We start from the raw sequence: 26,495 nt of genomic DNA, 5'->3' as shown, positions 1-26,495 counted from the left end.
CGGCCGTCCGTAAGCTCCCCCCGCTCCTCCCGCCACGATTCCGGTGGTGACCGAGAGGGCAATCATGTGAGCGATGGCGTCGTCGTTGCTCAACAGGGTCGTCGAACACCATAGACCGATCGCAGCGGCCTGGATGAGCGCTCCGATCTGGTAGCGCTTTTGCCACCGCTCCGCTTGTTCTGCGCTCAGAGCCGATTTCTGGGCCTGGTACCGGCTCAAATCGAAGGCACGGATCGCTCCCGCAAGAATGAGAAGCGGGACAAATCCCCAAAGCAGCGTCTGTCCCGTCTTGAGCGCCGTCAAGGAGGCCGAGAACGCCGAGAACACGATGCCGGTCAGCACCGTTCCGGGAGCCTCGAACAGCGAATCGGTCAGCGCCGCCGAAATCGACGGCGAGGCCTGGTCCTCCGGCTCTCCGCTCTGGCTTGCGAACTGCATTGGTGTTTGTACGCGCGTCCTGTTTGCCGCGTACTTTTACCCACTTCAGATGAAGCCTTTCTGAGGGAACATCGTTAAAGTCGAGTTGTTTTTCGGTAACGGCGAACCGATTTTCTCTTAAATATCAAGCAACTAGGAAAACCTTGCCGGGCACAAGGTGAAGGAAGTCTTGCCTCGCGCAGCGATCGCGACAAACTCTGCGCGCTTTTTCGATAACATCGCGCGTCCAGAGGCGCGATCTATTGACCTGCCGTCGAGGACAGTAGCGGCGACCAGGCCGGGTCGGAGGCGAAGCCCGGCGTCGGTACCTTGAGCTCATTGCGGCCGGAGATGTCGACGCTGTACAGCGACGGCCCGCCATTGCCGCCGGGATCGCGGAAGAACATCAGCACGCGGCCGTTCGGCGAGAAGGTCGGACCTTCGTTGTGGAAGCCGGAGGTCAGCAGCCGCTCGCCAGAGCCGTCCGGCTTCATGACGCCGATCGAGAACTGTCCGCCGCCTTGCCTGGTGAAGGCGATGTAATCGCCCTTCGGCGACCACACCGGTGTCGAATAGCTGGCGTTGGTGTCGTCCTTGGAGAAGGAGATGCGCTGCGCCTGTCCTCCGCCCGCCGCCATCACGTAGATCTGCGATCGGCCGCCGCGATCGGACTCGAAGCAGATGCGGGCTCCGTCCGGCGAGTAGGACGGAGAGGTGTCGATCGCCGGCGTGTCGGTGAGGCGCGTGGTCGAGCGCGAGCGCAGGTCCATCACGAACAGGTTGGAATTGCCGCCTTGCTGCAGGCTCATGATGACGCGCTGGCCGTCCGGGGAGAAACGCGGCGCGAAGGTCATGCCTGGGAAGTTGCCGACGATCTCGCGCTGGCCGGTCTCGATGTTGAAGAGATAGACTTTAGGATCGCCCTGGCCGAACTCCATATAGGTGATCTCTTGCGAATTCGGCGAGAAGCGCGGCGTCAGCACGAGGTCGGAGCCGCGGGTCAGATAGCGCACATTGGCGCCGTCCTGGTCCATCATCGCGAGCCGCTTGACGCGGCGCTCCTTCGGGCCGCTTTCGTCCACGAACACCACGCGGCTGTCGAAATAGCCCTTCTCGCCGGTCATCCGCTCGTAGATCTGGTCGGAGATGATGTGGGCGATGCGACGCCAATATTCCGGCGAGGTGAAATATTGCTGGCCGGCGAGCTGCTGGCCGGAGATCACGTCCCACAGGCGGAATTCGGCCTTCAGCCGGCCATCGGGCTGGCGCGTCATGCGGCCGGTGACGAGGGCCTGCGCGTTGAGGGTCTTCCAGTTCTGGAATTGCGGCGCGACGTCGATGTTGTTGATGCGCTCGATGAAGGCGGCCTGATCGATCGGCGCGAACAGGCCCGAGCGCTTCAGATTGTTGGTGATGACCTGCGTGACGCCGTTGCCGACGTCGCCGTCGGACGGCGAGCCCGGCACGAAGTTGGTGATCGCGATCGGGATCGGCTGGAACTCGGTCGGATCGATACGAAGTCGCGGCTGGCCCTGCGCGAAGGCCTGTCCGCCCCCGAGCATCGCGAGCGTGGATCCGGTCAGGGTCATGAAGCGGCGGCGGTTCATCGATCGGACGTCATTCATTGCAAAGTTCTTTTGTTCGGATGTCACAACATATCTTTCAGGCCGAAAGTCATCGGAATGAGCTTCCAGCTCTCGTACTGCTGCTTCGGCATGAACGAGTAGACCTGACACTGCACGATGGCGCGCTTGGCGCTCTCCGCCACCGCCTGCGCGATCGACCGCGACGGTCCTCGCACCGCGACGACAATCGGCTCGGAGGCGAGCGATCCATCGATCTTCATGGGAATATCGATGTCGGCCTCGTACTGATCGGCATCCTGGCCGTTATAGGTGGGCGTGAAGCAGCGCTTGACCGCGCCCTGGAATGCACCGCGCCAGGTCGCGACGTTGTTGGCGGCAGTTCCCGTCGCCAATCCCAGCGCCGCCGATGCGTTCAATGCGGAGCCAGTGAGTTCGTGCCGGGTCGCAGCGCGCTTGTCGAGGTCGCGCTGAATCTGCGCGGGATCGAAGCTGCGCTCCTTGGGCTTGGGCTGCTGCTGCACCGCCGCGACCTTCTGCTCCACCGGCTTGGGCGGCGGCTTCTTGGTGTCCAGCTTCTTCTGCAGTTCGGCGATCGGATCTTCCTTGGCCGGATCAGGCTTCTTTTCCTGCGGCTTCGGCTCTTCCTTCGGCTTCGCCTCGGCCACGGGCTTCGGCGGCTCGGGCTTCTTCTCCACCGGCTTCTCGACCGGCTTTGGCGGCGGCTCCGGCTGCGAGTTGGTCTTGATCAGCTCTTTCTTCTCGGTGACCTTGCCGACGGCGTCTTCCTCGGACTTCGCTTCCGCGATCTTCTCGACCTTCGGCTTCGGCTCTTCCTTCTTGCCGGTCTTCTGCCCGGCCATCATCTTGGCGAGCTGATCGGTGGAGATGATGTCGACCGGAAGCGACTCTTCCGGCGCGATGTAGGCCTTGCTGCTGAAGGTGACGAGCCCCCATCCCAGCACGAGGACATGGAGGGCAATCGACGCAACGAGTGTCTTGTCGACGTTCACCTTCACGGCTTACCCCTGATCCGCTTCCGTGACGAGGGCGAGCTTCTTGAATCCGGCGCCGGACAACAGGCCCATCACCTTGGCCACCGTGCCGTAATCCGCCTTCTTGTCAGCGCGCAGATAGATGCGCTCCTCGAGCCCGCCCCGCGCGTCCGTGATCGCCTTCAGCTTGGGTATCAGTTCGTTGATCGCGATCTCGGAATCGTTGATGAACACCTTGCCCTTGATGTCGACCGACATCTGGATCGGCTTCTGGTCGTTGTTTTCGAGGCTCTTGGCCTGGGTCTGCGGCAGGTCGAGCGGCACGCCGACCGTGAGCATCGGCGCCGACACCATGAAGATGATGAGCAGCACCAGCATCACGTCGACCATCGGCGTGACGTTGATCTCGGCCACGACGGGCTTGCGCCGGCCTCGGCGCCCGCCGCCGCCGGACGAACTCGCAACGTTCATCGCCATGATCGCGTGCCCAAATTGCCCTTCAGACTATACATGCCGTCCGTCAACCCCGCTCGTCGATCTGACGCGACAGAATGGCGGAAAATTCATCGGCGAAGCCTTCGAGCCGCTGGGCCTGCCGGTTCACCTCGGACGTGAACTTATTATAGAAGATAGTGGCAGGAATGGCGGCGATAAGGCCGACGGCGGTCGCAAACAGCGCCTCCGCGATGCCCGGCGCCACCACCGCCAGAGAGGTATTTTTCGACGCAGCGATCGACTGGAAGCTCGACATGATGCCCCAGACCGTGCCGAACAGGCCGACGAAGGGGCCGGCAGAGCCGACGGTCGCGAGCACCAGCAGGCGGCGTTCCAGCCGCTCGACCTCGCGGGCGATCGAGACGTTCATGACCTTGTCGATGCGCATCTGCAGACCCGCCACCGAGCGGGCGTGGCTCTCGAAGGACCGCTTCCACTCGCGCATCGCCGCCACGAAGCACGCCGCCATCGAGTGTGTCGGCTTGGCCGAAAGCGTGCGGTAGAGCTCCTCGATCGATTCGCCGGACCAGAACGCCTGCTCGAAGCGGTCCATCGAGCGACGGGTGCGGGCAAACAGAAAGATCTTGTCGATGGCAATCGCCCAGACCCAGACCGAGCAGGACAGAAGTCCCAGCATCACTGCTTTCACGATCCAGTGAGCCTGCCAGAACAGCGCGATCAGCGACACGTCCGCGGAAGCGGCAACCGGAAGGGCTGACTGAGCCACGTCGGCCGGATTCATAAGCAGTATCCTCTCAAGGCGATCGTTACCCGATGTGCCGGCCAGCAAATGGCTGCCGGTTCCCCAATAGCCGCGCTAGACCGGCGCGGCCGGCAAGCCCGCTCAAAGCCTTGTCTTTCTGGGGTGCAGGGGCTCGTCCAAAGCCGGCCGTCTGCATTCCCTGCCAAGATGTCAAAACTATGGGCCTTTGGCCCCGGGCCTTGACGAGCCTCGGTTTCGGGCTTTGGGCGCGATTGTCCGCCCTTACCAGAGCCCGGCGTTGGTTAATGCGAGGTTACCAGCGGCGAATTTGCCCGCGGGAAAGGTAGGCCGCGCAAGCGGTTGGGAGGCGCGTCCCGGACGCGCCGCAACGCTCTTGCGTTGCGGTGCGAGCCGGGACCCAGAAGCCGCAGGCTCTAGCTGGAGAAATGGGCCCCGGCTCTGTAACGCATCCCCAAGGGGCGCTGCATTGCGTTCGGGGCACGAAAGTTCCACTCCCCTCCCCGGTCGCGTTGTCCGAGGAACCACGCCGTCCGCGGAAAATTATTCAGAAAATCACTTTTCGCGAGGTTGCCATGACCATCAACCCCAAGACGACCGCTGCCATCGGCGATCACCCGCTTCACCCCATGCTCATCCCCTTCCCCGTGGCATGTCTGGTCGGCGCGCCCATCGCTGATCTGGCCTTCATCGGAACCGGCGACAATTTCTGGGCCAGGGCCGCGATGTGGCTGATCGGCGCCGGCATCGTGATGGCGCTCGTTGCGGCCGCGGCCGGCTTTACCGACTTCCTCAGCGAGCCCCGCATCCGTCGTCTCAACGATGCCTGGTACCACATGGTCGGCAATCTCGCCGCGGTCGTGCTCGCCCTGGTCAATTTCTACCTGCGTTACGCGCAAGGCGCGGAGGCAGCCATCAAGCCCTGGGGCGTGGTGCTCTCCCTGATCGTCGTCGGCATCCTCCTGTTCACGGGATGGAAGGGCTGGGAGATGGTCTACCGCCATCACGTCGCGGTGCTGGATGCGCCGGGCCAGACCAGCTCGGAGCCCGTCACGCCCCAGCATGGCGGCGAGAGCCACCGCCGCGCCGCCTGAGCAGCGGAGACTACCAGCGCTATTTTGCGCGCTCAGTTGAATCGGTAAGCGATGCCGAACGTGGCGGTGTGGCTCTGCAACCGTACGGAATTGGTCGTCGACTGAGTTCCGGAGCAAAACACCGTCTGCACTCCGAAAGCGGGATCGTTGATCGTGGCGCTGCCGTTGCAATCGCGGGTTTGCGAGAAACGGGCCGTCCCGAAGTCGGCATAGCGATACTCGCCGCGCAGGATCCAGCTTTCCGTGAGCTTCATCTCGCCGCCGCCGCCGACCGTAAAACCGGTTCGGACGGTGGATTGCCTGATGACGGCGGGCGACAGCAGGCCGGGCGTACAATTGCCGACTTCTGACGCAACGAAGCCCGGCGCCGTAAACAGCGGCTTCAGTGCCGTGTCGCAATTGGACGTCTGCTCCAGGCTGGTCCAGGCGGCACCGCCGGTGAGATAGGCGAGGAAAGCGGGATTGATGATGTAGCCGACGCGCGCGCGGATGCTCGCGTCCCATTTGGTGCGGAGGCTGTAGCTGTCGTTCAGACCGCCGCTTCCCCCCACGATGCCCCCCGGGAGATACCGGCCGAAAACCGAACTCTGGCGATCGGCCCAGCCGAAATCGCCTTCGACGCCCAGCAGCCATTTCGGATCGATCTGCCAATTGTAGCCGAGATAGGGGCTGATCCGTGCAGCAGTCGTGTGAAACTGGTCGCTGCGAAAACAATCGCCGCACCCGTTGAGGAGATTGATCGGCGGAAAGCCGGCCGTCGTAAACGAGGCCGCATCGATGCTCGAACTTGCTTGGCTGGCGCGAATGCCGGCGCCAACGCCGAGATAGGCGCCGTTCCACGACGCGGTCGAGGGCGCCGCCGCATAGGCGGCCAGCGCCGTCGCGCCGGTCGCATTGGCCGTGCCGAACTTGTAGGCCAGGCCGAACGTCGCCGTGTGGGTCTTCAGGAACGTGTCATAGCTGACCGTCTGCCCCCCCGTTGCCGCGGTCCGGACGTCGGTGTTGGAGAAATGTCCATAGTCGGCAAAACGATACTCGGCCCGGGCAATCCAGTTTGGCCACAGCATCGCCTCGATGCCGCCGCCGACCGTGTACCCAAGCTGGGTCCGGCTGTTGCTTATGCTCACCGGCGCAAGTCCAACGCCGGGTACACAGCGGCCGTCGGCGCTCACGAGTGTGCTGCAGTTCGACGTGGTCTGGACATGGATCCAGGATGGACCGGCCGTTCCATACAGCAGCACGGCGGGATCAATCAGATAGCCGGCACGGCCGCGAATGCTCGCATCCCATGTCGTCTTCAGCGCAAAGGAATTGGATGTCGAGGCCCCGCCGTTGAATGGCGTTGCCGGGTAGGCGGCGCCGAAGATCGTCGTGGTCTGATCGGCGTAGGCAGCATCGCCTTCCAGGCCAAGCACGGTTCGTCCGATCTGCCAGTTGTACCCGAGATAAGGACCGACGCGGAACGCGGTGCCGTTGAAGGATCGTCCCGTCACACAAGGAAGACCCGCGAAACAATCGGCTGCGACGAACATGTTTTGCAGCACCGCCGGCGCGGTCGTGTCGGTTGCCGAACGGACGTCGACGCTGGATTCGCTCGCGCGAAATCCGAGGCTGGCGCCGACGTAGAGACCGCCCCAGGCTTCGACCGCCGCGGGCGTCTTGAAGATAGGTGCCTTGACCGGCAGATCGGCCGCATTGGCCGCCGAAACGACCAGCAATCCAGCAATTGCAGGCGGGGATAGACGCAGAAGTCGTGTCATTGCATTCCCATTCCGACGCGGGCCGCAAGAGCCGCATTGGAGCTGTACAGGGACGAGGCAGGCGCGACTTGGAGGGGATGAGACTTGCGCGTGGGACTGGGTGCGACTCGGCGCGCTATTTGGCGCGCTGTTGCGCATTTGCCACAAGCGAATATCGGGTGATCGCTTCTATTCGGCCGACGGATATGCCTTGCGGCGTTCCGACGGAGACAGGCCGAAGCGGCGGCGGAAGCAGCGATTGAAATATGAGATGTCGCCGAAGCCCGCAGCGAGCGCGAGACGGGCAATGCTTTCATGCGCCTTGAGAGGATCGGCGAGACTGGCATGCACTTGCGCCAGCCGCTCCTCCAGCACGAAGTCGTGGAAGGACGTGCCTTCGTCGCGGAAAAGCTTCCTGATATAGTCGGCAGAGACCTGCTGCAGGGCGCCGATGCTTTCTGCCGATAGATCGCCGTGTCCGAGCCGCGATTTGATGGCGAGCTTGGCAAGCTTCAGGCGCGCCGCCCGTGGACCATCGCCTTGGGCGGCAACGTCGTCCTCACGCACGCCGCAGATCAAGGCGATGAGATCGCGCAGATGCTGCGCGGCCAGCCGCTGCATCTCCGCGCGGGCCGATTCACCCATCGTCATGGCACCGAGGACATAGCCACGCAGCAGCTTCAGCGCCGGGGCGCCTGGATCGATCGGTTGCAGCAATCGGTCCTCGACATTGCGGACAAGGGGTGCAAGGGCCTGCCGGGGTAGTTGCACGCTGAGATGACGGCCGCGATCGAGTAGCGTGTGACGGCCGACGTCACAGGTCGTCATCAGCACCGCACCGCCTTGCGGCACTTCCAGCTCGCGCCCGAGCTGGGAGGCCTCGGCGCGGCCGCGCAGCACCACCGCGAGGACGATGTTGTCGGAGGCCGTCGCGAGCAGCCGGCGCGAGATGCGGAAATGCGCCGGCGTGCGCCAGCCCGAGGACAATCCCGCCGCAGGCAGGCGGTACAATTCGGTTCTCGCCTCAAAAGGGAAACCCCGGATCGGATCGATCTCGATGTTGAACAGCAGGCGGCCATAGACTTCGCGCCAAACGGCAAGCCGATCGCGCTCGGGCAGCATGGCGGTGTCGAGCGATAGATGTTGGGGCTGGGACATTCACAAAAGGGAAATTCGCGGGAGAACCGAAGCCATTCTGTCGCCCGAGGCCCCGAAACGGTTCAGCCCGATGACGTCAGGCCGCCGAAGCAGGTCCGGGGCAGTTGGCGAGCCGCGCGGGATTGCCGATGGCGGTGCAGCCGGCGGGCACGTCGGAGGTCACGACCGTGTCGGCGCCGATCTTTGCGAAATCGCCAATCCGGACATCGCCCAAAATGGTCGCGCCGGCGCCGATGAAGACATTGCGGCCGATGCGCGGCGAGCGCGGCGGCAGTTCATTGCTGCGGCCGATGCTGACATTCTGAAGGATGGTGACCTCGTCGCCGATCACGACGTCGGCGCCGATCACGACGCCGGTGGCGTGATCGAGATAGACGGCCGAGCCGATGCTGGCCGCCGGATGGATGCTGACCTGCAAGACGTTCGACGCCTCGTTCTGAAACAAGAGCGCGGCGTCGCGCTGGTCATGATGCCAGAGCCAGTTCGAGACGCGCCAGGCTTGCAGCGCGACATAGCCCTTGAAATGCAGCAGCGGCGCCAACAGGCCGGCGATGGCGGGATCGCTGCGCACGATGGCCTGCAAGTCGCGGCCGGAAGCTTCGATCAATTCCGGCGAGTGTCGAAAGGCATCACGGGAAAAGGCGGCGAAGCGCGCCTGCTCGGCGACGTTGCCGCCAAGCCTGCGCCCGATCAGATCGGCCAGAGCCGCCGCAAGACCGTCATGCGCGAGGACGGCCTCGGCAAGTGACTTGCCGAAGACGGGATCGGATGCGACCGCTCGCCGCGCCTCGTCGCGAATCTGCTGCCAGAGGCGATCGTTCGTCGCGGTCGCAGCTGCCGTCATCGCCGCCTCCGGTGTTTGGGGCTTCCTTCACGTCTCAAATATAGCCAGCGCGCCCCCTGCGCGCCACGCCGCAGGCGGAGCGGCGCGACCGGAGCACCATGCCGCAGCTCCCCCGTGAGGCTACGAGCTTGCATGCCAGGCATTCGCAACCATATAGTCAGTTGAATTTTCGGCCGACGCTGCTTTGGCCGGGATGTCCATGCAAAGCAGCTCGTTCAAGCCCCGCGGTGGTCCGCCATCCGCGGGTTTTTCGTACCCGGCGGCCCTCGCTGCCGCCGACACGAATCCCGGATCCCATTACCTGAGGTCACACCAAGACATGTCGCCTAACGCGCCCGCCGACGACCACCACGACGACATCATGTATCCCTCCGCCGTGCCGTTCCTGCTGGTCCATCTCGGCTGCGCTGCGGCGATCTGGTCGGGCGTCACGTGGCAGGCCGTCGCGATCTGCGTGTCGCTGTACATCGTGCGGATGTTCGGCATCGGCGCCGGCTATCATCGCTATTTCTCACATCGCGCGTTCGCGACCAGCCGGGTGTTTCAGTTCATGCTGGCGTGCCTCGCGCAGAGCAGCGCGCAAAAGAGCGTATTGTGGTGGGCGGCCAAGCATCGGCACCATCACCTGCATTCCGACACCGAGATCGACGTGCATTCGCCGCGTCATCGCGGCTTCGTGTACAGCCATCTCGGCTGGATCTTCGACCGCCGGCACGATGCGACCGATCTCGTGAAGGTCGGCGATTTCGCGGTCTATCCGGAGCTGATGTGGCTGCATCGGCTCGAACTGCTGCCGGCCGTCGCGCTTGCCGCGCTCTGCTTCGTGGTCGCGGGATGGTCGGGTCTGGTGGTCGGCTTCCTGTGGAGCACGGTGCTGGTCTATCACGCGACCTTCTGCATCAATTCGCTCGCCCATGTGCATGGACGCAAGCGCTATGTGACGGGCGATGATTCCCGCAACAACTGGCTGCTGGCGCTCTTCACTCTGGGTGAAGGCTGGCACAACAACCATCACGCCTACCAGAGCAGCGTGCGACAGGGTTTTCGCTGGTGGGAGATCGACGTCACGTACTACGTCCTGAAAGTGCTGTCCTGGCTCGGGATCGTCTGGAGCATGAAGGCGCCGCCCGAACAGGTGCTGCGCAACGAGCAGCCGCTCGGCGCCCGGGTGATCAATCGAGCCGCTCACGAGCTCGCCGGACGGTTCGATGCGCAGGCCCTCGCGCACGCGATCTCGTCGGCGCTGCATCGGGCCGACCTGGCCCAGCTGCAATTGCCGACGCTGCACGACATCCTCAATCGTGCGCATGACGGCGTGGACGCACTGACACACCTGCATCTGCCGAAGATACCCACCCGCGAAGAGTTTCTCGCCGAGGCCAAGGCGATCTTCGCGCGCACGCGATCGCTCAACGAGATCGTGGACCACGCCTACGAGCACTTTCTGACCTCGGTGCGCGCGCAACTGGTGATGGCGCGCTGATCCTCCCGTCGTTCGAGGGCTCGGCTGAAAAAGGCCTATGGCCCCCGCCCATGGGCGTGCACCACTCCGCAAAACGCGCGCCCGCCGGGACAGGAATGAAAATGGCAATCGGGATCGGCGCAGCCGCCGTAGACGAGGGCGATATAGCCCAGCACCGCAAACGCGGTCACACCGAGCAGTAAGCGGGTGCGGAGGTCCATGTGCCCTTGGTCCCGCAGAACCACGCGCGGGTTCGGTGGCGGGGCGCGAATATAGCGACACCTCGGCGGCCAAAAACCAAACCGCCCGCCTGCGGGTTGCGCAGACGGGCGGCTCGGGGCCATCAGGACTTTGGGGGCATGCGCCTGAAGGCTTTGACAGGTGTCAGGCTTGAAGGTCAGCCCTGCTGCTGGTCAGTCGGCGGCGGGGTCGGGCGCGTCTTGTGCTGCGCCATGAACTGGTCGAACTCTTCCTTGTCCTTGGCGTGGCGCAGACGGTCGAGGAAGTTCCTGAACTCGACCTGCTCTTCCTCGAGCCGGCGCAGCGTCTCCGAACGATATTCGTCGAAGGCGCGGTTGCCGGACGACGGCGGGCCGAAGCCAAAGCCGAAGCCATGCCGCTCCATGCGGCCGCGCATGCGGTCCATCTTGTACTGCATCCGCTCCATCTTGTTCTGCCAGCGATCCTGGTGGCTCCAGCACGACATTCTTCTGCTCCCGAGTGTGAAAAAGAGAAGGGCAAGTCCGATCGGCCACCAGATGATGAAGCCGAGGATGGTCACAGCGATCCAGCCGGGATGCCAGGGCGTATCGAGCATGCGGGGACGCTCGTACTGTTGGTATTGGTCCGAAGGGCCGCGCCAGCGATTGACGTCAGCGGTGTAGGCCATTTCCCATCTCCATCACGGCACAGCGCCGTTGTGAATGTAAATAACATTTACATAGCTAGACCATCCCGCGATTTTGTCAAGCTGGCCACAAGACACGCCCGCGTGATGTTTTGCGTAATTTTATTTCGGCTTGCCCCAGGGACCGCCCGGCGGCACGCCCGAACCGGAGGGCGCCTCCGGCGGCACCGGCGGCGGCTCGGCGCCCTTGGCTGCCGGACGGCGGTCGGTCGGGAAGCCGAGACCGCGCAGATAAATCAGCACCTCGGCCTCGAGCAGCTCATCCGGAGACATCGGCAGTTTTCGGCGCGCGGCGTCCCCACGGGAGAACAGCGAAGCCACGCCGTGCGCCATCGACCAGATGTGCAGCGCCATCATCATCGCCGGCGGTCGCGGCATGCCGGGCGGCGCAAGCGCCGCGAGCCGCTCGGCCGCGGCGCGAATGATGTTGAACGCGCGTTCGCTCGCGGCCTGCAGCGCCGGATTGGCGTCGACCGGCAGACCGGACTCGAACATCGCGTTGTAAAAGGCAGGCTCTTCGCGGGCGAAAGCAAGATAAGCCCTGCCGACCCGCTCGAACGCGGTGACCGTATCAGGGCGCCCGTCGTCCCAGGCCGCGGTCAGGCGCGCCTCGAACTGCTCGAAGCCGCGCTGGGCAATCGACGACAACAGCTCGTCACGGTCGCGAAAATGCCGGTAGGGCGCCGCCGCGCTGACCCCGGCCATGCGTGCGGCATCGGCGAAGGTGAAGCCGGCGGCGCCCTTCTCGGCGATCAGCCCGAGAGCGGCCTGCAACAGGGCCTCCTTCAGATTGCCGTGGTGATAGCCGCGCTCGGCGCGGCGCTGTTCCTTGCGCCAGCTCATGTGAATGAGCTTTACATGAGCCGGGCGTGAAGGTCACTAGCGGCAATTCGGCCTGATTAACCCGTACATTCACGGTGCGCCGGGCGGATGCGTCGGCATCGCGCCCGGACACGGCCTCCCCCTGACCTACATCTGCGGAATGGCCAGCACAGGCATGACCTCGATCGCCTCGCCCGGGAAGATCGCAAAATGCGGATGGTTCTCGAACAGTTTTGCAGCTTCCTCTTGCGAGGCGGCCCGGACCACAGTGAAGCCGGTCAGCGCGTTGCTGATCTCGGTGATGCCGCTGCCGTCGATCCTCCGGGTCTTGCCGAGCGGGCCGCCCAGCTCGACGATGACGTCCTTGTGCTTCTCGACCCAGCCATGCCAGGCGGCCATGCCCTCGCGCTCTTTTGCCTTCCTTTCCGCTTCGGGCATCGCCTGCCAGGCCTTCATTTTTTCGCCGCTCATGCTGCCAAGATAGACGGCGAGGAATTTGTGCTCGGTGCTCATGGTTCTCTCCTTTGGTGAGTTGTTGGTAACAGCCGCGATCTGATCGCGGCTATTGGGGCTATGTCTTGAGCTTCTCAAAGCCGGAGGCGGCGGCCTGCACGTCAGGCGGAAAGTCGGCCATCTCCTGCACCTGCCGGATCTCGATGATTTCGTTCGGCGAGGCCGGGCACTGCTTTGCCCAGGCAATCGCCTCGGCCCGCGATGGAACCTCGATCATCCAATACCCGCCCAGGACCTCCTTGGCCTCGGCGAATGGCCCGTCGGTGACAATGGGCTCGCCGGTCGCAAACGAGATCCGTGCGCCCATCGACGGCGGATGCAGGCCGTCGAGCGTGATCAACACGCCCGCGTCCTTCAGCGCCTCGTTGTAGCGCATCATCGCCGCGACCCGCTCGGGATCGAGCTGGACGTCCGGCGGCGCGGTCTCGTAACCGAGCGGGATCATCAGCATCATGAATCGCATGGGTCGTGCCCCTGGCTTTTGCGGTTGTTCCGGATGCGCCGTGAGAGGCGCAGGCCCGCGTCGCCTTCAAGACGATCGAATTCTTACGGAACCGACAGCCGAGCGAAAATAATTTAGAAGATCATGGCCCGCTCCTAGCGCGGCCGCGGCAGGAACCGACCGTCCTGCCGGGCCGCGCCGAAATAGACTTCGATGCGCCGGACCTTGCCGCCTGCGAAGGCGAAGAACTCCGTGTTGCGAAAACTCCGACCATCTGTCGCAAGGCAGAGATAAGTGACGAAGGCTTCCTCGCCCCGGACGAAGATGCGCTCGATGTCATGGCGGGCGATCCAGCCGCTGTCGCCCCAGCAGCGTTCGAAATAGGTCGCCTTGTCGAGGTCGTCATCGAACGGGCTGGTGAAGCGGAAATCGTCGGCCAATGCGTCGGCAACCCGCGGCCGGTCGTTGGCGAGATAGGCAGCGAAGAGGTCTCGGATCAGGCGTTCGCGGTCGTCAGGCATTGCGGGTCTCCTCGGTAACGATCCCCCTGGAAGACGATCCATCGAGAGACGTCCCGACATCGCGTCCTCGACTTGAGGCCTTTCTTGCCGGACCGAAAGCGCAGTAAAAGGAACCGGTGCTCGCGCGCCCCTCCCAAACACAGGACAGACCAGCCAATGCCCCCTGCCCCGCAAAAAGTCGCCCTCGTCACCGGAGCCGCGCGCGGCATCGGACTTGCGACCGCGAAGAAGTTCTTGGCCGAGGGTTGGCGTGTGGCGCTGCTCGACATCGAGGGCGAGTTGCTTGGCCGGGCGGTCGCCGAGATCAACCAAAGCGAGGCGACGCTGGCGCTGACCTGTGACGTCTCGGACGCAGCCGAGGTCGCCGCGGCGATGACGACGGTCGAGCGTCGGTTCGGCCGGTTAGATGCGCTCGTCAACAATGCCGGCATCGCGGTGTTCGCACCGCTGATGGAGACATCCGAGACCGATTGGCGCCGCGTGCTCGAGGTCAACCTCACCGGCCCCTTGCTCTGCACCAAGGCGGCCGTGCCCTTGATGCGCGAGGGCCATGGCGGGGCCATCGTCAACATCACCTCGATCTCGGCGGTGCGCGCCTCGACGCTGCGCTCGGCCTACGGCACCAGCAAGGCCGGTCTCGCGCACCTGACCAAGCAGCTCGCGGTCGAGCTCGCCTCTCTCAATATCCGCGTCAACGCGGTCGCGCCGGGGCCGGTCGACACGGCGATGGCCAAGCAGGTGCACACCAAGGAGATTCGCGCGGACTATCACGACGCAATTCCGCTCAACCGTTACGGCCTGGAGGAAGAACTTGCGGAGGCGATCTACTTCCTGTGCTCGGCAAATTCGAGCTACATCACCGGCCAAATTTTGGCCGTTGATGGCGGCTTTGATGCAGCCGGCATCGGCCTGCCGACGCTGCGCGGTCAAAGGCGGAACGGATAGAACAGGTAGGGTGGGTTAGCACTGCGGCTGCGCGAAGCGCAGGCCGCCGGGCGTAACCCACCTCTTCTCACGCGGCGAAACCGAGCTTGTGGAGTGCTCCATGCGACGCGCTTTTGTCAAAGCCCTGATGCTCGCATCGGCACTCCTCGCCATCTCGCCGTCCGCCGCCGAGATCCGCATCATCCAATCTCCGGGCGGACAGGTGGGGCCGTTCCTCGATTTGTTCGAGAAGGTGCGCGAGAGCGGCGAGCGCGTTGTGATCGACGGTCCCTGCCTGTCTGCCTGCACGCTGGTGCTGAGCATCGTGCCGGAAGAGCGCATTTGCGTCACCAAGCGCGCCGTGCTCGGCTTCCATGCAGCACGTTCGGTGGACCGGCGCGGGCGCTTTTATGCCGAGCCGGAAGCATCGGTCGCGGTGCTTGCCGCCTATCCTGGCCCGGTCCGCGACTGGATCAGCCGCCGTGGTGGCCTCACCTCGCGGTTGCTTCTGCTCAAGGGGCGCGATCTCGCCGCAATTTATCCGCGCTGCCGCTGACGAGTTCGGCAGCCGTCACGCCATGTGACGTAAACGGATGATGTAAACCGCGTCACCTTGAGGGATTGCTTGGCTTGCTCGAGGCCATACGGCAGGTTCCCTGTGCTCGCACCCAATCTGCGCACCGGGTCTTAAGCGCCATCACGCTTTGGCTGCCTTCAGTAGAGAGTCTGAATCACCGGCACCAGCTTCATGCTGGCGCAGATGAGCATTCCCCAAAGGGCAAAATTGATCTGTAGCGCCGCCGCCATCGGTCGCTCCCCTTCCAAGTGACGTCCACCCCAGTTCTTAGATTTTATGATTCACCAATAGCGATTCTGACGTGCAGATTACAGCCCAATATTGCGTCAATTATTGTGCGATGCAGTCTGCATGGTTTCACGAAGCGGCCTCACTGCTCCCGCAAAGTGATGCGAATGGTGGGTTCATTCCTCGGCCGTGCCGGCCAACTCGTTTGCCTTAAGTTCCATTTGACCGACGCGATGCGAGTCTCCTGTGCGGAGCTTGCGCATTGCGCACCGAACTTTGGGTCCGGCATGATGCGACATGGCTTCATCTTGCTCACTTTCTGCACAGCGCTTCTTGGATGTGCAGTCGCGCCAGCGCAGGAGCGTCGTCCGATCGCATGGGATGGCCTCGGTCAAGACCCCAACAAGAGCCCGAGGCGCGCTCATATCGTGAAGCGGCGCGCAACGAATCCCGCGCCCGCGGCAAGCGATCCAAATCAGGAGCGGGAACGCGTGCTTGGCAGCTTGCGGCCATACTCCGAGGCGTGGTGGGCGGTGTATGACGAGATCGAAGCGGAGCGCGACAAGCAGCTCGGCACCAAGCTCGTGATCTGCCCCCGCTGTGTTCAGCCGCGGCAAGACGAAGACGTGACCGGATCGACCCGCTGAGCGAACTCACGACCGATCCGAGCATGGCGCGATGGGTCCATGCATCCCCTCTCCCGCAAAGATGGAGAGAGGGGATCGCGGCTCAGCCAATCATGCGCGCGGTCGCATGCGTCACATTCCTTCCGCCGGACAGTTCACCATCCAGGGAATGCCGAACTTGTCGACGCACATGCCAAAGCCCTTCGCCCAGAAGGTCTTGCTGAAGGGCATGCATGGTGACGGTGCCGCCGTCAGCGAGCGCGTTGAACTTGCGCTCGCCATCGGCGGGATCCTTGACCGTGAGCGAGACCGAGAAGCCCTGCGGCTTGTGAAAATGCTCGGTCGGCGCGTCGGAGGCCATCAGCACGCTGCCATCGGGTAGCGACATCCGCGCATGCATGATCGTCTTCTCGCGGCCGGGCGCGGCGGGCATGTCCGGCGGCGCCTCCGATGCGCGCATCATCGCATCGATCTTGCCGCCCAAAACCTTGGCGTAGAAGTTGAACGCGGCTTCGCAAGTGTCCTGATAGAACAGATAGGCATTGAGCATCGTTTCTCTCCTCTTCGTTTGCAGTGAGGCTTATTGCTTCTCGGTCAGCTTCTTCAGGCTGGCGAGACCGGCCTCGAAATCCTTGCCGATCATGCTGTCCATGTTGATGAACACTTGCATGATCTTGGACATGAACGGAGCCGGACCGTACATCGCCCATGTGACCAGAGTAGCATCGCCTTGCGGCACAAAGGTGAACTCGGCCGTGTTGTGACCTTCGAACGGCCGCTCGAAATCGAGCTTGATGCGGAGCTTGGACGGCCCGTTCGCCTCGACGATCTCCATGCGGCCGGCGCCGACATTGTTGTTGCCGTCCCAGGCATAGATCGCGCCCTTGCCTTCCGCAGGTTCGCCGAAGGTGCGCTTCATGACGGGATCGCGGTTCTCATAGGGGGACCAGCCGGTCCAGCGGCGGAAATCGGCGACCTCCAGGTAGATCGCACCGGCCGGCGCCTTCACCGCGAGGCTGCGCTCGACGCGGAAGGTGTCGGGTTTTGTCAAGGCGAAGACGAGGACTCCGGCTAGTCCAACGGCGAGCACGACGGCGATGATGGCAATGGCTTTCAGCATAAGGGGCTCCGTGGATACGGGCTTAGGACGAAGGGGATCGCGCTAGACCGACACGGCTAAACGGATTTTTTTCGTCGTGGCCGGGCTTGTCCCGGCCATCCACGTTCTTCGACGCCGATGGCAGGACGTGGATGCCCGGGTCAGGCCCGGGCATGACAGCGGAGATGGTCTCGCGCGTCACTTCGCCTTCGCACTTTCCTTTGCCTTCGGCTGGCTGTCCCGGATCAGGCGATCGAGATGCATGCGGATATGGGCAGCTTCCGCGGACGTGTTGGCGAGTGCGATGGCGCGGTCGAAGGCAATGCGGGCTTCGTCGTTGCGGCCGAGCTGCATCAGGAAGGCGCCGCGCACGCCGTAGAAATGGAAGTAGTTGGCGAGCTTCGGGGCCAACGGCTCGATCAAATCGAGCGCGGCTTGCGGCCCCCGTACCTTGGAGACCGCGACCGCGCGGTTGAGCGTGACCACCGGCGAGGGCTGCACGACTTCAAGCGCGCCGTAGAGCAGGTCGATCTGTGCCCAGTCGGTCTCCTCCGGTGTCGACGCGCGGGCATGCAGTGCGGCGATCGCAGCCTGGATCTGATAGGGCCCGCCGCGGCGATGGCGCATCGCCTTGTCGATCAAGGCGAGCCCCTCCGCGATCATGGTGCCGTTCCACAGCGAACGGTCCTGATCGTCCAGCAGGATCAGCGAGCCGTCCTCGGCAAAGCGCGCGGCGCCGCGTGCATGCTGCAATAAGATGAGCGCGGTGAGCCCCATGATCTCCGGCTCGCTCGGAAACAGCCTGAGCAGCAGGCGCGCCAGCCGGATCGCCTCCTCGCAGAGCGGTTTTCTGATCTCGGCGGTGTCGCCGCTCGCCGAATAGCCCTCGTTGAAGATCAAATAGATCATCGCCGCGACCCCGGCGAGCCGCTCGGAGCGCTCGACCGCGCCGGGCGCTTCGAACGGCGTCCCCGCCTCGGCGACCTTCGCCTTGGCACGGGTGATGCGCTGCTCCATCGCCGCGTCCGAGACCAGGAAGGCGCGCGCGATCTGCTTCACGGTCAGACCCGAGACGATGCGCAGCGCCAGCGCGATCTGCTGCGTCGCCGGCAATTGCGGATGGCAGCAGATGAACATCAACCGCAAGATGTCGTCGCGGTAGTGCGAGCCGTCGAGCCGCTCGGCGAGCGCACCCTCGGCGTCGCCGAGATCGGAGATCGCACGGTCGTCCTCGGGCAGCGGCTGCTGCCTGCGCGTGCGTCGGACCTCGTCGATGGCGACATTGCGGCCGACCATGATCAGCCAGGCCGCGGGATCGCGCGGCGGCCCATTCTGAGGCCAGGTCTTCAGCGCGCGCAGGCACGCGTTCTGGAAGGCCTCCTCGGCCGTATCGAGATCGCGGAAATAGCGCAGCAGCGCACCGACCGCCTGGGGTCGCGCCGAGGTCAGCGCGGTCTCGATCCAGGAGGTGTCGGCCTCGCTCACCTCAAGTTTCCTCCGGGCCGGAACACGCCGACGGGGCGCACCTCATAGGCACCGCCCGGATTGGCGGCGCCGAGATCGCGCGCGACGTCGAGGGCGTCGTCGAGATTCTTGCAATCGACGATGTAGAAGCCGAGCAGCTGCTCCTTGGTCTCGGCATAGGGGCCGTCGAGCACCAGCGGCGGGTCCTCCTTGCGCAAGGTCGCTGCGGCCGTGGTCGGCAACAGCCGCGCCACCGGGCCGAGCCGGCCTTGGCTCGTGAGCCTCTCCTGCACCACCGCGAGCTTCTTCATCACGGACTCGTCCTGCTCCTTGCTCCAGGAGCCGACGAAGTCCTCATCGTGATAGCAAAGGATGGCATAAAGCATAGGCGACACTTTCCTCGTCTGTTCTAAAGACGCGCCAATATGCCCCGCCCCGACAGGACTGCGGAAAAAATTTGCAAGAAAAATCCGGCAGATCGTGCCAAGGAGGGCCTTCTCAAGCGGAACTTTGACGAGGCACTTCGAATGACCATGGGCACCCTGGCCGTCCTGATCAACAGCACGCAGCAGAACTGGCTGCCAGAGCGCTGGAAGGCCCGGTTCGACACGGTGTGCGGCGGTCGCCGCGTGGTGTTGTTGCCGGATGCCGGGCTCGATCCGACCGAGGTGCACTATGCCGCGGTGTGGAACCCGGTGCCGGGCGATCTCGGCTCGTTTCCCAATCTGCGGGCGATCTTCAATCTCGGCGCTGGCGTCGACGCGCTGATGGCGGACAAGAGCCTGCCTGACGTACCGCTGGTCCGCGTCGCGGTGCCCGACCTCACCAACCGCATGACCGAATATGTCGTGCTGCACGTGCTGATGCACCACCGTCAGGAGCCCTATTTGCGAGCTTCGCAGCGCGCAAAACGCTGGGAGCCGAAATATCAGTGGCCCGCGAGCGCCGTGACGGTCGGAATCATGGGGCTGGGAACGCTGGGTGCCGATGCCGCCGACGTGTTGCGGCGGCTCGGCTTCCGTGTCGCCGGCTGGAGCCGTAGCCCACGCACGATCGACGGCGTCGAATGCTTCCATGGCGCCGCGCAGATCGATGCCTTCCTGCGCAAGACCGACATCCTGGTCTGCCTGCTGCCGCTGACGCCGGAAACGCACGGCATTCTCAACCGCGACGTCTTCGCAAAGCTCAGCCGTAACAGCCCCCTTGGCGCGCCCGTTCTGATCAATGCCGGCCGCGGCGGCTTGCAGAACGAAGCCGACATCCTGGCCTGCCTCGACGACGGCACGCTGGGCGCTGCGTCGCTCGACGTCTTCGTGCAGGAGCCACAACCGGCGGACAGCCGGTTCTGGACCCACCCCAAGGTGGTGCTGACGCCGCACAACGCAGCCGACACCGATGCGGACGCGATCTCGGCCTATGTCGCCGAGCAGATCGCGCGGTTCGAGGCTGGCGGCGCGCTGGAGAACGTGGTGGACCGGGCTAGAGGGTATTGAGGCGCCCTTGGATTATCGCGAACGCTGGCGTCATATTCGCTGTCGTCCCCGCGAACGCGGGGACGACACCGTTCTTTTGGTAGGCAGCCGCTCACCACAACCACCGGGTTCCACCGGTATCCCGTTCACCCTCTTTTAGCGAGAAGTTGATAAGCGTTCTTAACCAACGCTCAAACAACGAGTCGGACATGCGCGCGAGCCTCGGCCTCAGGATGCGGATCACGGTTGCCCTCGCGGTGACGGCGGCGGCGACCGCCCTGTTTGCCGTGCTCGGGGCGATGTGGATCATCGCCGGAATCATCGACCGAGCCGACCAACGCGAGCTGCGCAGCCATTACGGCCGCCGCCATGAGTGCGGTCGTGGCCGCGATGCCGGCGACACAGGAGGCAATGGCCAAACAGGACCGCAACGCTCTCATCGGCCTGTTCGGGCCGGTGTTTGCCGCCACCAAGTCGGAGTACGGCGTCGATCAGTTCCAGTTCCATGTAGCGCCGGCGACCTCGTTCCTGCGCGTTCATCAGCCCGCCAAATTCGGCGACGACCTCTCTGGATTCCGCAAGACCGTTCTGGTCGCCAATCAGGAGCATAAGGTCGTGGTCGGGCTCGAAGGTGGCGTCGCCGGGCTTGGCATCCGCGGCGTGGTGCCGATCGCGCAAGCGGCCAAGCATCTCGGCACGATCGAGTTCGGCCTGACCTTCGGCCAGTCCTTCCTCGACGACTTCAAGACGAACCGCCACATCGACGTCGCCTTCCATCTTGCCGACGGCTCGGGCTTCAAATTGTTCGGCGGCACGCTGAAGGGCAAGAGCTTCTTCGACGCGGCCGAGTATGGCCGTGCCACCGCAGGCAGCTTCACCGTAAAGCAGGCCAAGCTCGACAATATTCCGGTCGCAGCGCTGCTCGGGCCAATCAAGGACTTCTCCGGAAAGCCGCTCGGGGCCGTCGAGCTGGTGATGGACAACGCCGATTACGTAGCTTCGGCCGACCGCGCCTGGCTGCTCGCCATCGGCATCGCCGCGCTCGGCCTCGTGCTGGCCGCGATCGTCGGCTATCTCATTGCCCGCAGCATCTCGCGTCCGATCCTCTCCATCACGTCCGTCATGCGCGAGCTTGCGGACGGGCGCACCGACGTCGCCGTTCCCGCCAGCAAGGCGAATGACGAGGTCGGCGCGATGGTGAAGGCGGTCACGGTGTTCCGCGACAATGCCGTGAGATTCAACGATCTCCAGGCCGAGCAGCTGGAAGCCAAGGCGAGGTCGGAAGCGGAGAAGCGGCGCGCCTTTGCCGCGCTTGCCGACAATTTCGAAGCCAGCATCCGCGACGTCGTCACCACGGTGTCCTCGGCTGCGGTGGAGATGGAGCATACGGCGCGCTCGATGTCGGCCATCGTCGAGCAGTCCCGGCAGCAAACGGGCGCGGTATCCTCCGCCTCGGCGCTGGCCTCGGAGAATGTGCAGACCGTCGCGGCGGCAGCGGAAGAATTGTCCTCGTCGATGACCGAGATCAGCCGCCGCCTCGCCCACGCGACCGAGGTGGTCGGCAAGGCCGCCAGCGACGGACGGCGCTCGAACGAACGTGTGCAGAGCCTGGCGGATGCGGCGCAGAAGATTGGCGACGTCGTCTCCTTCATAAACAGCATCGCCGGCCAGACCAACCTGCTGGCATTGAACGCGACGATCGAAGCGGCACGCGCGGGCGAAGCCGGCCGCGGCTTTGCCGTGGTCGCCTCCGAGGTCAAGGCGCTGGCGACCCAGACGGCCAAGGCGACCGAGGAGATCGGCGCCCAGGTCACTGCGGTGCAGGGCGAAACCACCGGCGCGGTGGATGGCATCCAGTCGATCTGCGCGACGATCCAGCAGGTCGACGAAATCTCCGCCGCGATTGCGGCTGCCGTCGGCCAGCAGGGCACGGCGACGCAGGAGATCGCACAGAACGTCCAGCAGGCGGCCGCCCGCACCGGCGAGGTCTCGCAGAACATCGCGGGCGTCACCGACGGCATCGCAGCCACCGGCACGGCAGCGGAGGAAGTGCTGGGTTCGGCGATCGAGCTGTCGAAACAGTCGCAGCGGCTGCGCGACGAGGTGGATCGCTTCCTCGCGCAAATCCGCGCGGCGTAGTTGGACGCGGGATCGCCGCCGCCTACTCGCTGTCGTCCCCGCGAACGCGGAGACCCATACCGCGTGATTTATCAATAGCGCACGGTACGCGTACCCAAGGCCATTAGCGCCAAGTCTTTAACCCCGAGTCTTCGCCAAACTTGTCCCTGGAGTTATGGGTCCCCGCGTTCGCGGGGACGACAACTACTCCTTGGCGCCCGCCCCCACCATCACATCGATCGCGCCCTTCACAATGGCCTCCAGTTCCTTGCGCGACACGCGCGCGCGGGAGCGGATGGCGATGCTGTGGACGGTGGCCGATGCGATCTGTGCCAGCACGACGGGATCGGCGCTCTCCGGCAACTCGCCCTTCTCCTTGGCGCGGCGGAAGCAGCTCGCAAAGGCCTTGTCGAGCTCGCTGAGCCCGTCGAGCACCATGGCGCGGATCTCGGGATCGCCGACGGCTTCTGATGCCGCGGTCACCACCGTGAAGCAGCCGCGCGGGCCGGTCTCACCCGACAGATAGATGTTGAGCGCGGAGGCGAAGATGCGCTCCAGCCGCTGGCGCACCGGCATTTCCTCGCGAAAGATCGCAGCCATGGAGGCACGCGCTTCCTCGCGGTAGCGCTGATAGCTCTTGATGTAGAGCTCGCGCTTGTCACCGAAGGCGCCGTAAAGGCTCGGGCGATTCATGCCGGTGGCCTCGCTGAGATCGTCGAGCGAAGTCGCGGCAAAGCCCTGCCTGCGGAACAAGTCGAGTGCCTTGCCGAGCGCAACGTCGGGCTCATAGGCGCGCGGGCGGCCGCGGCGCTTCGGCTCACTGGCGGCAGTCGGCGGCTTCGATTTTTGTACCATTTCGCAAAATAATCCTTGACCGACCCCATATTATGCAAGACAGTACAAAAATCAATCTGGCCAGGTTGAGCGAAACTCAAGAATTGCCCAAGGAGGCTACAGATGGATCTCTATTTCTCACCGCTCGCCTGTTCGATGGCGACGCGCGTCGCGCTGTATGAAGCCGGCGCCGAGGCGAATTATCTCGAGGTCGACCCGGCGACCAAGACGGTGCTGAGCGACGGCTCCGACTTCCGCACCGTCAATCCGATCGGCCTGGTGCCGACGCTGCGTACCGACGAGGGCGTGGTGCTGACCGAGAATGCGGCCATCCTGCAATACGTCGCTGATCGCTTCCCGCAATCCGGGCTGGGCGCCGCCGCAGGCATCGATCGAACGCGCCTGCATCAATGGCTGTGCTTCATCGGCACCGAGCTGCACAAGGGCCTGTTCGTGCCCGTGCTCGACCGCAAGGCGCCGCAGGAGGCCAAGGCCTATGTGCTGGAGAAGAATCTGTCGCGGCTCGACTATCTCGACAACTACCTGAAGGGGCGCAACTTCCTGCTCGACCATTTCAGCGTGGCGGACGCCTATCTCGTCACCGTCATCAACTGGACCATGGCGACGCCGCCGATCGAGCTGGCGAAATGGCCGAACGTGAAGGCGTATTACGAACGCATGCGCCAGCGGCCGTCGATCGCCAAGGCGATCGCAGAAGAGTTCGAGCTGTACAAGGCCGAGCAAGCGCGCAAGAAGGCGGCGGCCTAGGCCGGACTGAACACCACACTGCGTTGACAGGTCGTTGTCCCCACGAGCGGGACAACGACCGCTTTCAGATCGCAGCTTTTCCTGGCGGCTACCGAGAGCCTGCGTTCGTTCAGGCGGCTCGGACGCTATCCAGAAAGCGACCCACCTCGGTTCGCAGACGATTGCTGTCGGTCGAGAGCAGTTGCGCTGCATCGAGCACCTGCGCGGAAGCCGAGCCGGTTTCGGTCGCGCCACGCTGGACGTCAGCGATGTTCGACGAGACCTGGTGCGTGCCTCCAGCAGCCTGCTGGACGTTGCGCGCGATCTCCTGGGTCGCTGCGCCCTGCTCCTCGACCGCCGCCGCGATGGTCGACGAGATCTCCGACAAGGACTTGATCGTGCTTCCGATCGTCTTGATGGCGTGGACCGAGTCTTGGGTCGCGCCCTGAATGCCGGAAATCTGCTGGGAAATCTCGCCGGTGGCTTTGGCGGTCTGCTCGGCCAGGGCCTTCACTTCGGAGGCGACCACGGCAAAGCCACGGCCGGCTTCGCCGGCCCGCGCGGCCTCAATCGTTGCGTTCAATGCGAGCAGATTGGTCTGGCCTGCGATCGTGGTGATGAGCTCGACCACGTCGCCGATCCGCGCCGCAGCCTTGGAGAGCTCACCGACCTTTTGATCAGTGAGGCGTGCCTGCTCGACCGCCTCATTGGCCATCCGCGCCGATTCCTGGACCTGTCGGCCGATTTCGTTGACGGAGGATGACAGCTCTTCCGTCGCGCTCGCGACGGATTGCACGTTGGTCGAGGCCTCTTCGGAAGCCGCCGCGACCATCGTCGCAAGCTTCTCTCCGCGCTCCGCGGTCGAGGTCAACGTGTTCGCCGAGGCCTCCAGTTCCCTCGAGGCCGACGAGACGGTCTCGATGATCTCGCCCACTGCGCTCTCGAAATTTCCGGCGAGCTTGGTCATCTCCAACTTGCGCTGGGCAGCTGACCGCCTCTCCGTCGCCTTCAGCTCGTCGCGATCGAATCGAACGATGGCCTGCAGCGTCTGCAGATTTCGCAAGGCCTCACCGAGTTCGTCGTCCCGTTCGACGACGATGCGGTTGTCGAGCTTGGCCTGGTTGATGCTGAGCATCGCATCGTTCAGGCGCTGAAGCGGGCGGACGATGGCACGGATGGTTTGCCGGCTCACGAGCCCGCCGATGGCAATGCTCGTCATCAGGAGGGCAAGCGCAGCGCCAACCAGCCAGCCATATTCGTGCTCGGCCGCATCGTATTCCGCCTTGGCTTCCTTGACCTGGATCGCCACAAGCTTGTCGAGATCGGCCTTCGCCGCCTCGTACAGTTCGCGCGCCCGTCCGGCCAGCAGAGCGGCGAGCTCCTCGTATTTTCGCTCGGCAGAGAGCGACAGCGCCGGCTTCAGTCCTTGCTCGACGTAGTTCGCGCGCTTGGGCGTGAAGCTGTCGGCAACGCCTTTTTCTTCGGGCGTCAGATAGGTCGCCATGTACTCAGCCCAGGCCTTTCCGACCTTCTCAAGGTTGGCATTCACCTTGGCTGCAATCTCGCCGACCGGTTTTCCAGCGCGCCCGTTGGCGGCCGCCTCAAACATCAGCACCGTATTGTCTCTCATCCGGTCGTTGATTTCAAAGAGCTGTGCCAATGGCACCGCACGATCTTGGTAGATCGATTTCAGCCGTGCATTGCTCTGGCGCGTCCCCTGCAAGCCCATGACGCCGATCGTCAGCAGGAACAACGAGAGTATGGTGACAAGTGTGACGAGGCGGGCGTTGAGCGTGCCGGTGAAGATGGCCAATCGATCGAGAAGAGAACGTCGGCGAATCATGCCGGCATCCAGCCTGTAATCATGCGGCTTGTTCTCGCGGATCTTCGCATACACCTGCTCCGCCTCGGCGCGCTGGTCGGCGGGCAGCTTGGTGCGGATGGAGCTGTAGCCGACGATCTGTCCGTTCTGGCGAATTGGAGAGGCGGTCGCCAACACCCAGTAGAAGTCGCCGTTCTTGCGCCGGTTCTTCACCGCGCCCGCCCAGGGCTTTCCCTGCTGGAGTGTGGCCCACAGATTCTCGAAGGCCGCGGGCGGCATATCCGGATGGCGGATGATGTTGTGAGGCTGCCCCATCAACTCGGCCTCGGAAAATCCGGAGGCCTCAACGAACTGATCGTTGAAGTAGATCAGCTTCCCTTTCGTATCCGTGTGAGAGACGATGAGAGTCTCGTCGGTAATTGGATATTCGACAGCCGTGACCGGAAGATTGGTCCGCATGGGGAGCCTCCAAGTGGCATTCGTAAAAATCGAACCTGTGAATTTCAGGTAAGCGCCGAAAGGATTTAATTTGCCTAAATTTCCCGCATTGATCGCTCGGTGAACGACACTGCCAGTGATGATTTTCGGCAAAAACGCACTCAATGCGGGAGATCGCAGAACAGCACCAACCGCTGGATGGTCGCAGCAACGTTGCAGCCGCTTCTCTTTCGCAGCTAGCCGTACAGCACCCGCGGTAAGATCGTGACGATGCCGGGCCACAGCGTCGACAGCAACGCGAGGCCGATCATGATCGCCGGAGCGCTGCGCTGCGTCCGGGGCATGAGATCGCAGTTCAACGATGGACATGACTGTTTATCCTCGCGGCGTGGTTTGCCCGAGCTTAGCTGTCTTCTTCCGCCCTCTTCGAAAG

At 63.9% G+C, this 26,495-nt stretch carries 24 protein-coding genes and 3 pseudogenes; 8 read left to right on the top strand and 19 right to left on the bottom strand.

Going from position 1 to position 26,495, the window contains the following annotated elements:
* The 5 genes and pseudogenes from UNPA324_RS35040 to tolQ all read right to left on the bottom strand — a co-directional run.
* Window positions 1-438, bottom strand: a pseudogene (locus tag UNPA324_RS35040) (diguanylate cyclase); the annotation flags it as partial.
* Between the two features lie 239 nt (window positions 439-677).
* Complete coding sequence (gene tolB, locus UNPA324_RS06915; protein ID WP_164936621.1) at window positions 678-2,024, bottom strand: Tol-Pal system beta propeller repeat protein TolB; 1,347 nt, start codon at window positions 2,022-2,024, stop codon at window positions 678-680.
* 41 nt (window positions 2,025-2,065) lie between these two features.
* Window positions 2,066-3,019, bottom strand: coding sequence for a cell envelope integrity protein TolA (tolA, locus tag UNPA324_RS06910; RefSeq protein WP_141934164.1), 954 nt, complete (start codon window positions 3,017-3,019; stop codon window positions 2,066-2,068).
* A 3-nt stretch (window positions 3,020-3,022) separates the two neighbouring features.
* Window positions 3,023-3,472 (bottom strand): protein TolR, encoded by a 450-nt coding sequence (tolR, locus tag UNPA324_RS06905; RefSeq protein ID WP_128922034.1) that lies wholly within the window; start codon window positions 3,470-3,472, stop codon window positions 3,023-3,025.
* Between the two features lie 43 nt (window positions 3,473-3,515).
* A complete protein-coding gene (gene tolQ, locus UNPA324_RS06900) occupies window positions 3,516-4,232 on the bottom strand; it encodes a protein TolQ (protein WP_018641591.1) in 717 nt (238 codons plus the stop codon).
* 554 nt (window positions 4,233-4,786) lie between these two features.
* Between tolQ and UNPA324_RS06895 the strand changes: the two genes are divergently transcribed.
* Entirely contained in the window at window positions 4,787-5,305 is a 519-nt protein-coding gene (locus UNPA324_RS06895) for a DUF2231 domain-containing protein (protein ID WP_128922035.1), read from the top strand.
* Window positions 5,306-5,337: 32 nt separating this feature from the next.
* Here the strand turns inward: UNPA324_RS06895 and UNPA324_RS06890 are convergent, their stop codons facing one another.
* From UNPA324_RS06890 to UNPA324_RS06880, 3 genes are all read right to left on the bottom strand, one after another.
* Window positions 5,338-7,065 carry an outer membrane protein gene (locus tag UNPA324_RS06890; RefSeq protein ID WP_181769319.1) on the bottom strand — a complete coding sequence of 576 codons (1,728 nt, stop codon included), beginning with the start codon at window positions 7,063-7,065 and terminating at the stop codon, window positions 5,338-5,340.
* A gap of 168 nt (window positions 7,066-7,233) precedes the next feature.
* Window positions 7,234-8,202, bottom strand: a complete 969-nt coding sequence (locus UNPA324_RS06885; RefSeq protein WP_128922037.1) for an AraC family transcriptional regulator — start codon at window positions 8,200-8,202, stop codon at window positions 7,234-7,236.
* A 76-nt stretch (window positions 8,203-8,278) separates the two neighbouring features.
* Window positions 8,279-9,046 (bottom strand): serine acetyltransferase domain-containing protein, encoded by a 768-nt coding sequence (locus UNPA324_RS06880; RefSeq protein ID WP_128922038.1) that lies wholly within the window; start codon window positions 9,044-9,046, stop codon window positions 8,279-8,281.
* A 319-nt stretch (window positions 9,047-9,365) separates the two neighbouring features.
* Between UNPA324_RS06880 and UNPA324_RS06875 the strand changes: the two genes are divergently transcribed.
* A complete protein-coding gene (locus tag UNPA324_RS06875; protein ID WP_141934160.1) occupies window positions 9,366-10,529 on the top strand; it encodes an acyl-CoA desaturase in 1,164 nt (387 codons plus the stop codon).
* 376 nt (window positions 10,530-10,905) lie between these two features.
* Here UNPA324_RS06875 and UNPA324_RS06865 read toward each other — a convergent pair whose 3' ends face one another.
* From UNPA324_RS06865 to UNPA324_RS06845, 5 genes are all read right to left on the bottom strand, one after another.
* Window positions 10,906-11,397: a DUF2852 domain-containing protein gene (locus UNPA324_RS06865; RefSeq protein ID WP_097659852.1), complete on the bottom strand. Its 492-nt coding sequence runs from the start codon at window positions 11,395-11,397 to the stop codon at window positions 10,906-10,908.
* Window positions 11,398-11,517: 120 nt separating this feature from the next.
* Entirely contained in the window at window positions 11,518-12,258 is a 741-nt protein-coding gene (locus tag UNPA324_RS06860; protein WP_128922041.1) for a TetR/AcrR family transcriptional regulator, read from the bottom strand.
* A gap of 126 nt (window positions 12,259-12,384) precedes the next feature.
* On the bottom strand, window positions 12,385-12,750 hold the full coding sequence (locus UNPA324_RS06855; RefSeq protein ID WP_141934156.1) for a YciI family protein: 366 nt from the start codon (window positions 12,748-12,750) through the stop codon (window positions 12,385-12,387).
* Between the two features lie 58 nt (window positions 12,751-12,808).
* The gene (locus tag UNPA324_RS06850) at window positions 12,809-13,213 is read right to left on the bottom strand and encodes a YciI family protein (protein ID WP_128922043.1); all 405 of its coding nucleotides are present in this window, start codon (window positions 13,211-13,213) and stop codon (window positions 12,809-12,811) included.
* Between the two features lie 134 nt (window positions 13,214-13,347).
* On the bottom strand, window positions 13,348-13,713 hold the full coding sequence (locus tag UNPA324_RS06845; RefSeq protein ID WP_141934154.1) for a nuclear transport factor 2 family protein: 366 nt from the start codon (window positions 13,711-13,713) through the stop codon (window positions 13,348-13,350).
* 156 nt (window positions 13,714-13,869) lie between these two features.
* Here UNPA324_RS06845 and UNPA324_RS06840 point away from each other — a divergent pair, with 156 nt between their 5' ends.
* The 3 genes from UNPA324_RS06840 (at window position 13,870) to UNPA324_RS06830 (ending at window position 16,089) form a co-directional block, all read left to right on the top strand.
* Window positions 13,870-14,658, top strand: coding sequence for an SDR family NAD(P)-dependent oxidoreductase (locus tag UNPA324_RS06840; RefSeq protein WP_128922045.1), 789 nt, complete (start codon window positions 13,870-13,872; stop codon window positions 14,656-14,658).
* Between the two features lie 100 nt (window positions 14,659-14,758).
* Complete coding sequence (locus tag UNPA324_RS06835; protein ID WP_141934153.1) at window positions 14,759-15,193, top strand: hypothetical protein; 435 nt, start codon at window positions 14,759-14,761, stop codon at window positions 15,191-15,193.
* A gap of 536 nt (window positions 15,194-15,729) precedes the next feature.
* A complete protein-coding gene (locus tag UNPA324_RS06830) occupies window positions 15,730-16,089 on the top strand; it encodes a hypothetical protein (protein WP_128922047.1) in 360 nt (119 codons plus the stop codon).
* Between the two features lie 111 nt (window positions 16,090-16,200).
* On the opposite strand, the pseudogene UNPA324_RS06825 reads toward UNPA324_RS06830, so the two are convergent.
* The 4 genes and pseudogenes from UNPA324_RS06825 to UNPA324_RS06810 all read right to left on the bottom strand — a co-directional run bounded on the left by UNPA324_RS06825 (window position 16,201) and on the right by UNPA324_RS06810 (window position 19,017).
* A pseudogene (locus UNPA324_RS06825) lies at window positions 16,201-16,618 on the bottom strand (VOC family protein).
* Between the two features lie 30 nt (window positions 16,619-16,648).
* Window positions 16,649-17,188, bottom strand: coding sequence for a K(+)-transporting ATPase subunit F (kdpF, locus tag UNPA324_RS06820; protein ID WP_141934150.1), 540 nt, complete (start codon window positions 17,186-17,188; stop codon window positions 16,649-16,651).
* 177 nt (window positions 17,189-17,365) lie between these two features.
* Window positions 17,366-18,652, bottom strand: coding sequence for an RNA polymerase sigma factor (locus tag UNPA324_RS06815; protein WP_141934148.1), 1,287 nt, complete (start codon window positions 18,650-18,652; stop codon window positions 17,366-17,368).
* Complete coding sequence (locus UNPA324_RS06810) at window positions 18,649-19,017, bottom strand: YciI family protein (RefSeq protein ID WP_128922051.1); 369 nt, start codon at window positions 19,015-19,017, stop codon at window positions 18,649-18,651. Before UNPA324_RS06810 ends, UNPA324_RS06815 begins: the two co-directional genes overlap by 4 nt.
* A 141-nt stretch (window positions 19,018-19,158) precedes the next feature.
* Here UNPA324_RS06810 and UNPA324_RS06805 point away from each other — a divergent pair, with 141 nt between their 5' ends.
* Window positions 19,159-20,124, top strand: a complete 966-nt coding sequence (locus tag UNPA324_RS06805) for a 2-hydroxyacid dehydrogenase (RefSeq protein ID WP_141934146.1) — start codon at window positions 19,159-19,161, stop codon at window positions 20,122-20,124.
* Between the two features lie 188 nt (window positions 20,125-20,312).
* A pseudogene (locus UNPA324_RS06800) lies at window positions 20,313-22,242 on the top strand (methyl-accepting chemotaxis protein).
* 183 nt (window positions 22,243-22,425) lie between these two features.
* Here UNPA324_RS06800 and UNPA324_RS06795 read toward each other — a convergent pair.
* Window positions 22,426-23,076, bottom strand: coding sequence for a TetR/AcrR family transcriptional regulator (locus UNPA324_RS06795; RefSeq protein WP_141934143.1), 651 nt, complete (start codon window positions 23,074-23,076; stop codon window positions 22,426-22,428).
* Window positions 23,077-23,178: 102 nt separating this feature from the next.
* Here UNPA324_RS06795 and UNPA324_RS06790 point away from each other — a divergent pair, with 102 nt between their 5' ends.
* The gene (locus UNPA324_RS06790; protein WP_128922054.1) at window positions 23,179-23,823 is read left to right on the top strand and encodes a glutathione binding-like protein; all 645 of its coding nucleotides are present in this window, start codon (window positions 23,179-23,181) and stop codon (window positions 23,821-23,823) included.
* A 109-nt stretch (window positions 23,824-23,932) separates the two neighbouring features.
* Here the strand turns inward: UNPA324_RS06790 and UNPA324_RS06785 are convergent, their stop codons facing one another.
* A complete protein-coding gene (locus tag UNPA324_RS06785) occupies window positions 23,933-26,083 on the bottom strand; it encodes a methyl-accepting chemotaxis protein (protein ID WP_141938736.1) in 2,151 nt (716 codons plus the stop codon).
* Window positions 26,084-26,495: the final 412 nt, after the last annotated feature.

This window comes from Bradyrhizobium sp. UNPA324 (assembly GCF_006658635.1).
GTDB classification, from domain to species: Bacteria; Pseudomonadota; Alphaproteobacteria; order Rhizobiales; family Xanthobacteraceae; genus Bradyrhizobium; species Bradyrhizobium nanningense.
Note: the sequence above shows the minus strand (reverse complement) of the source record. Positions and strands in the feature narration are given on the sequence as shown.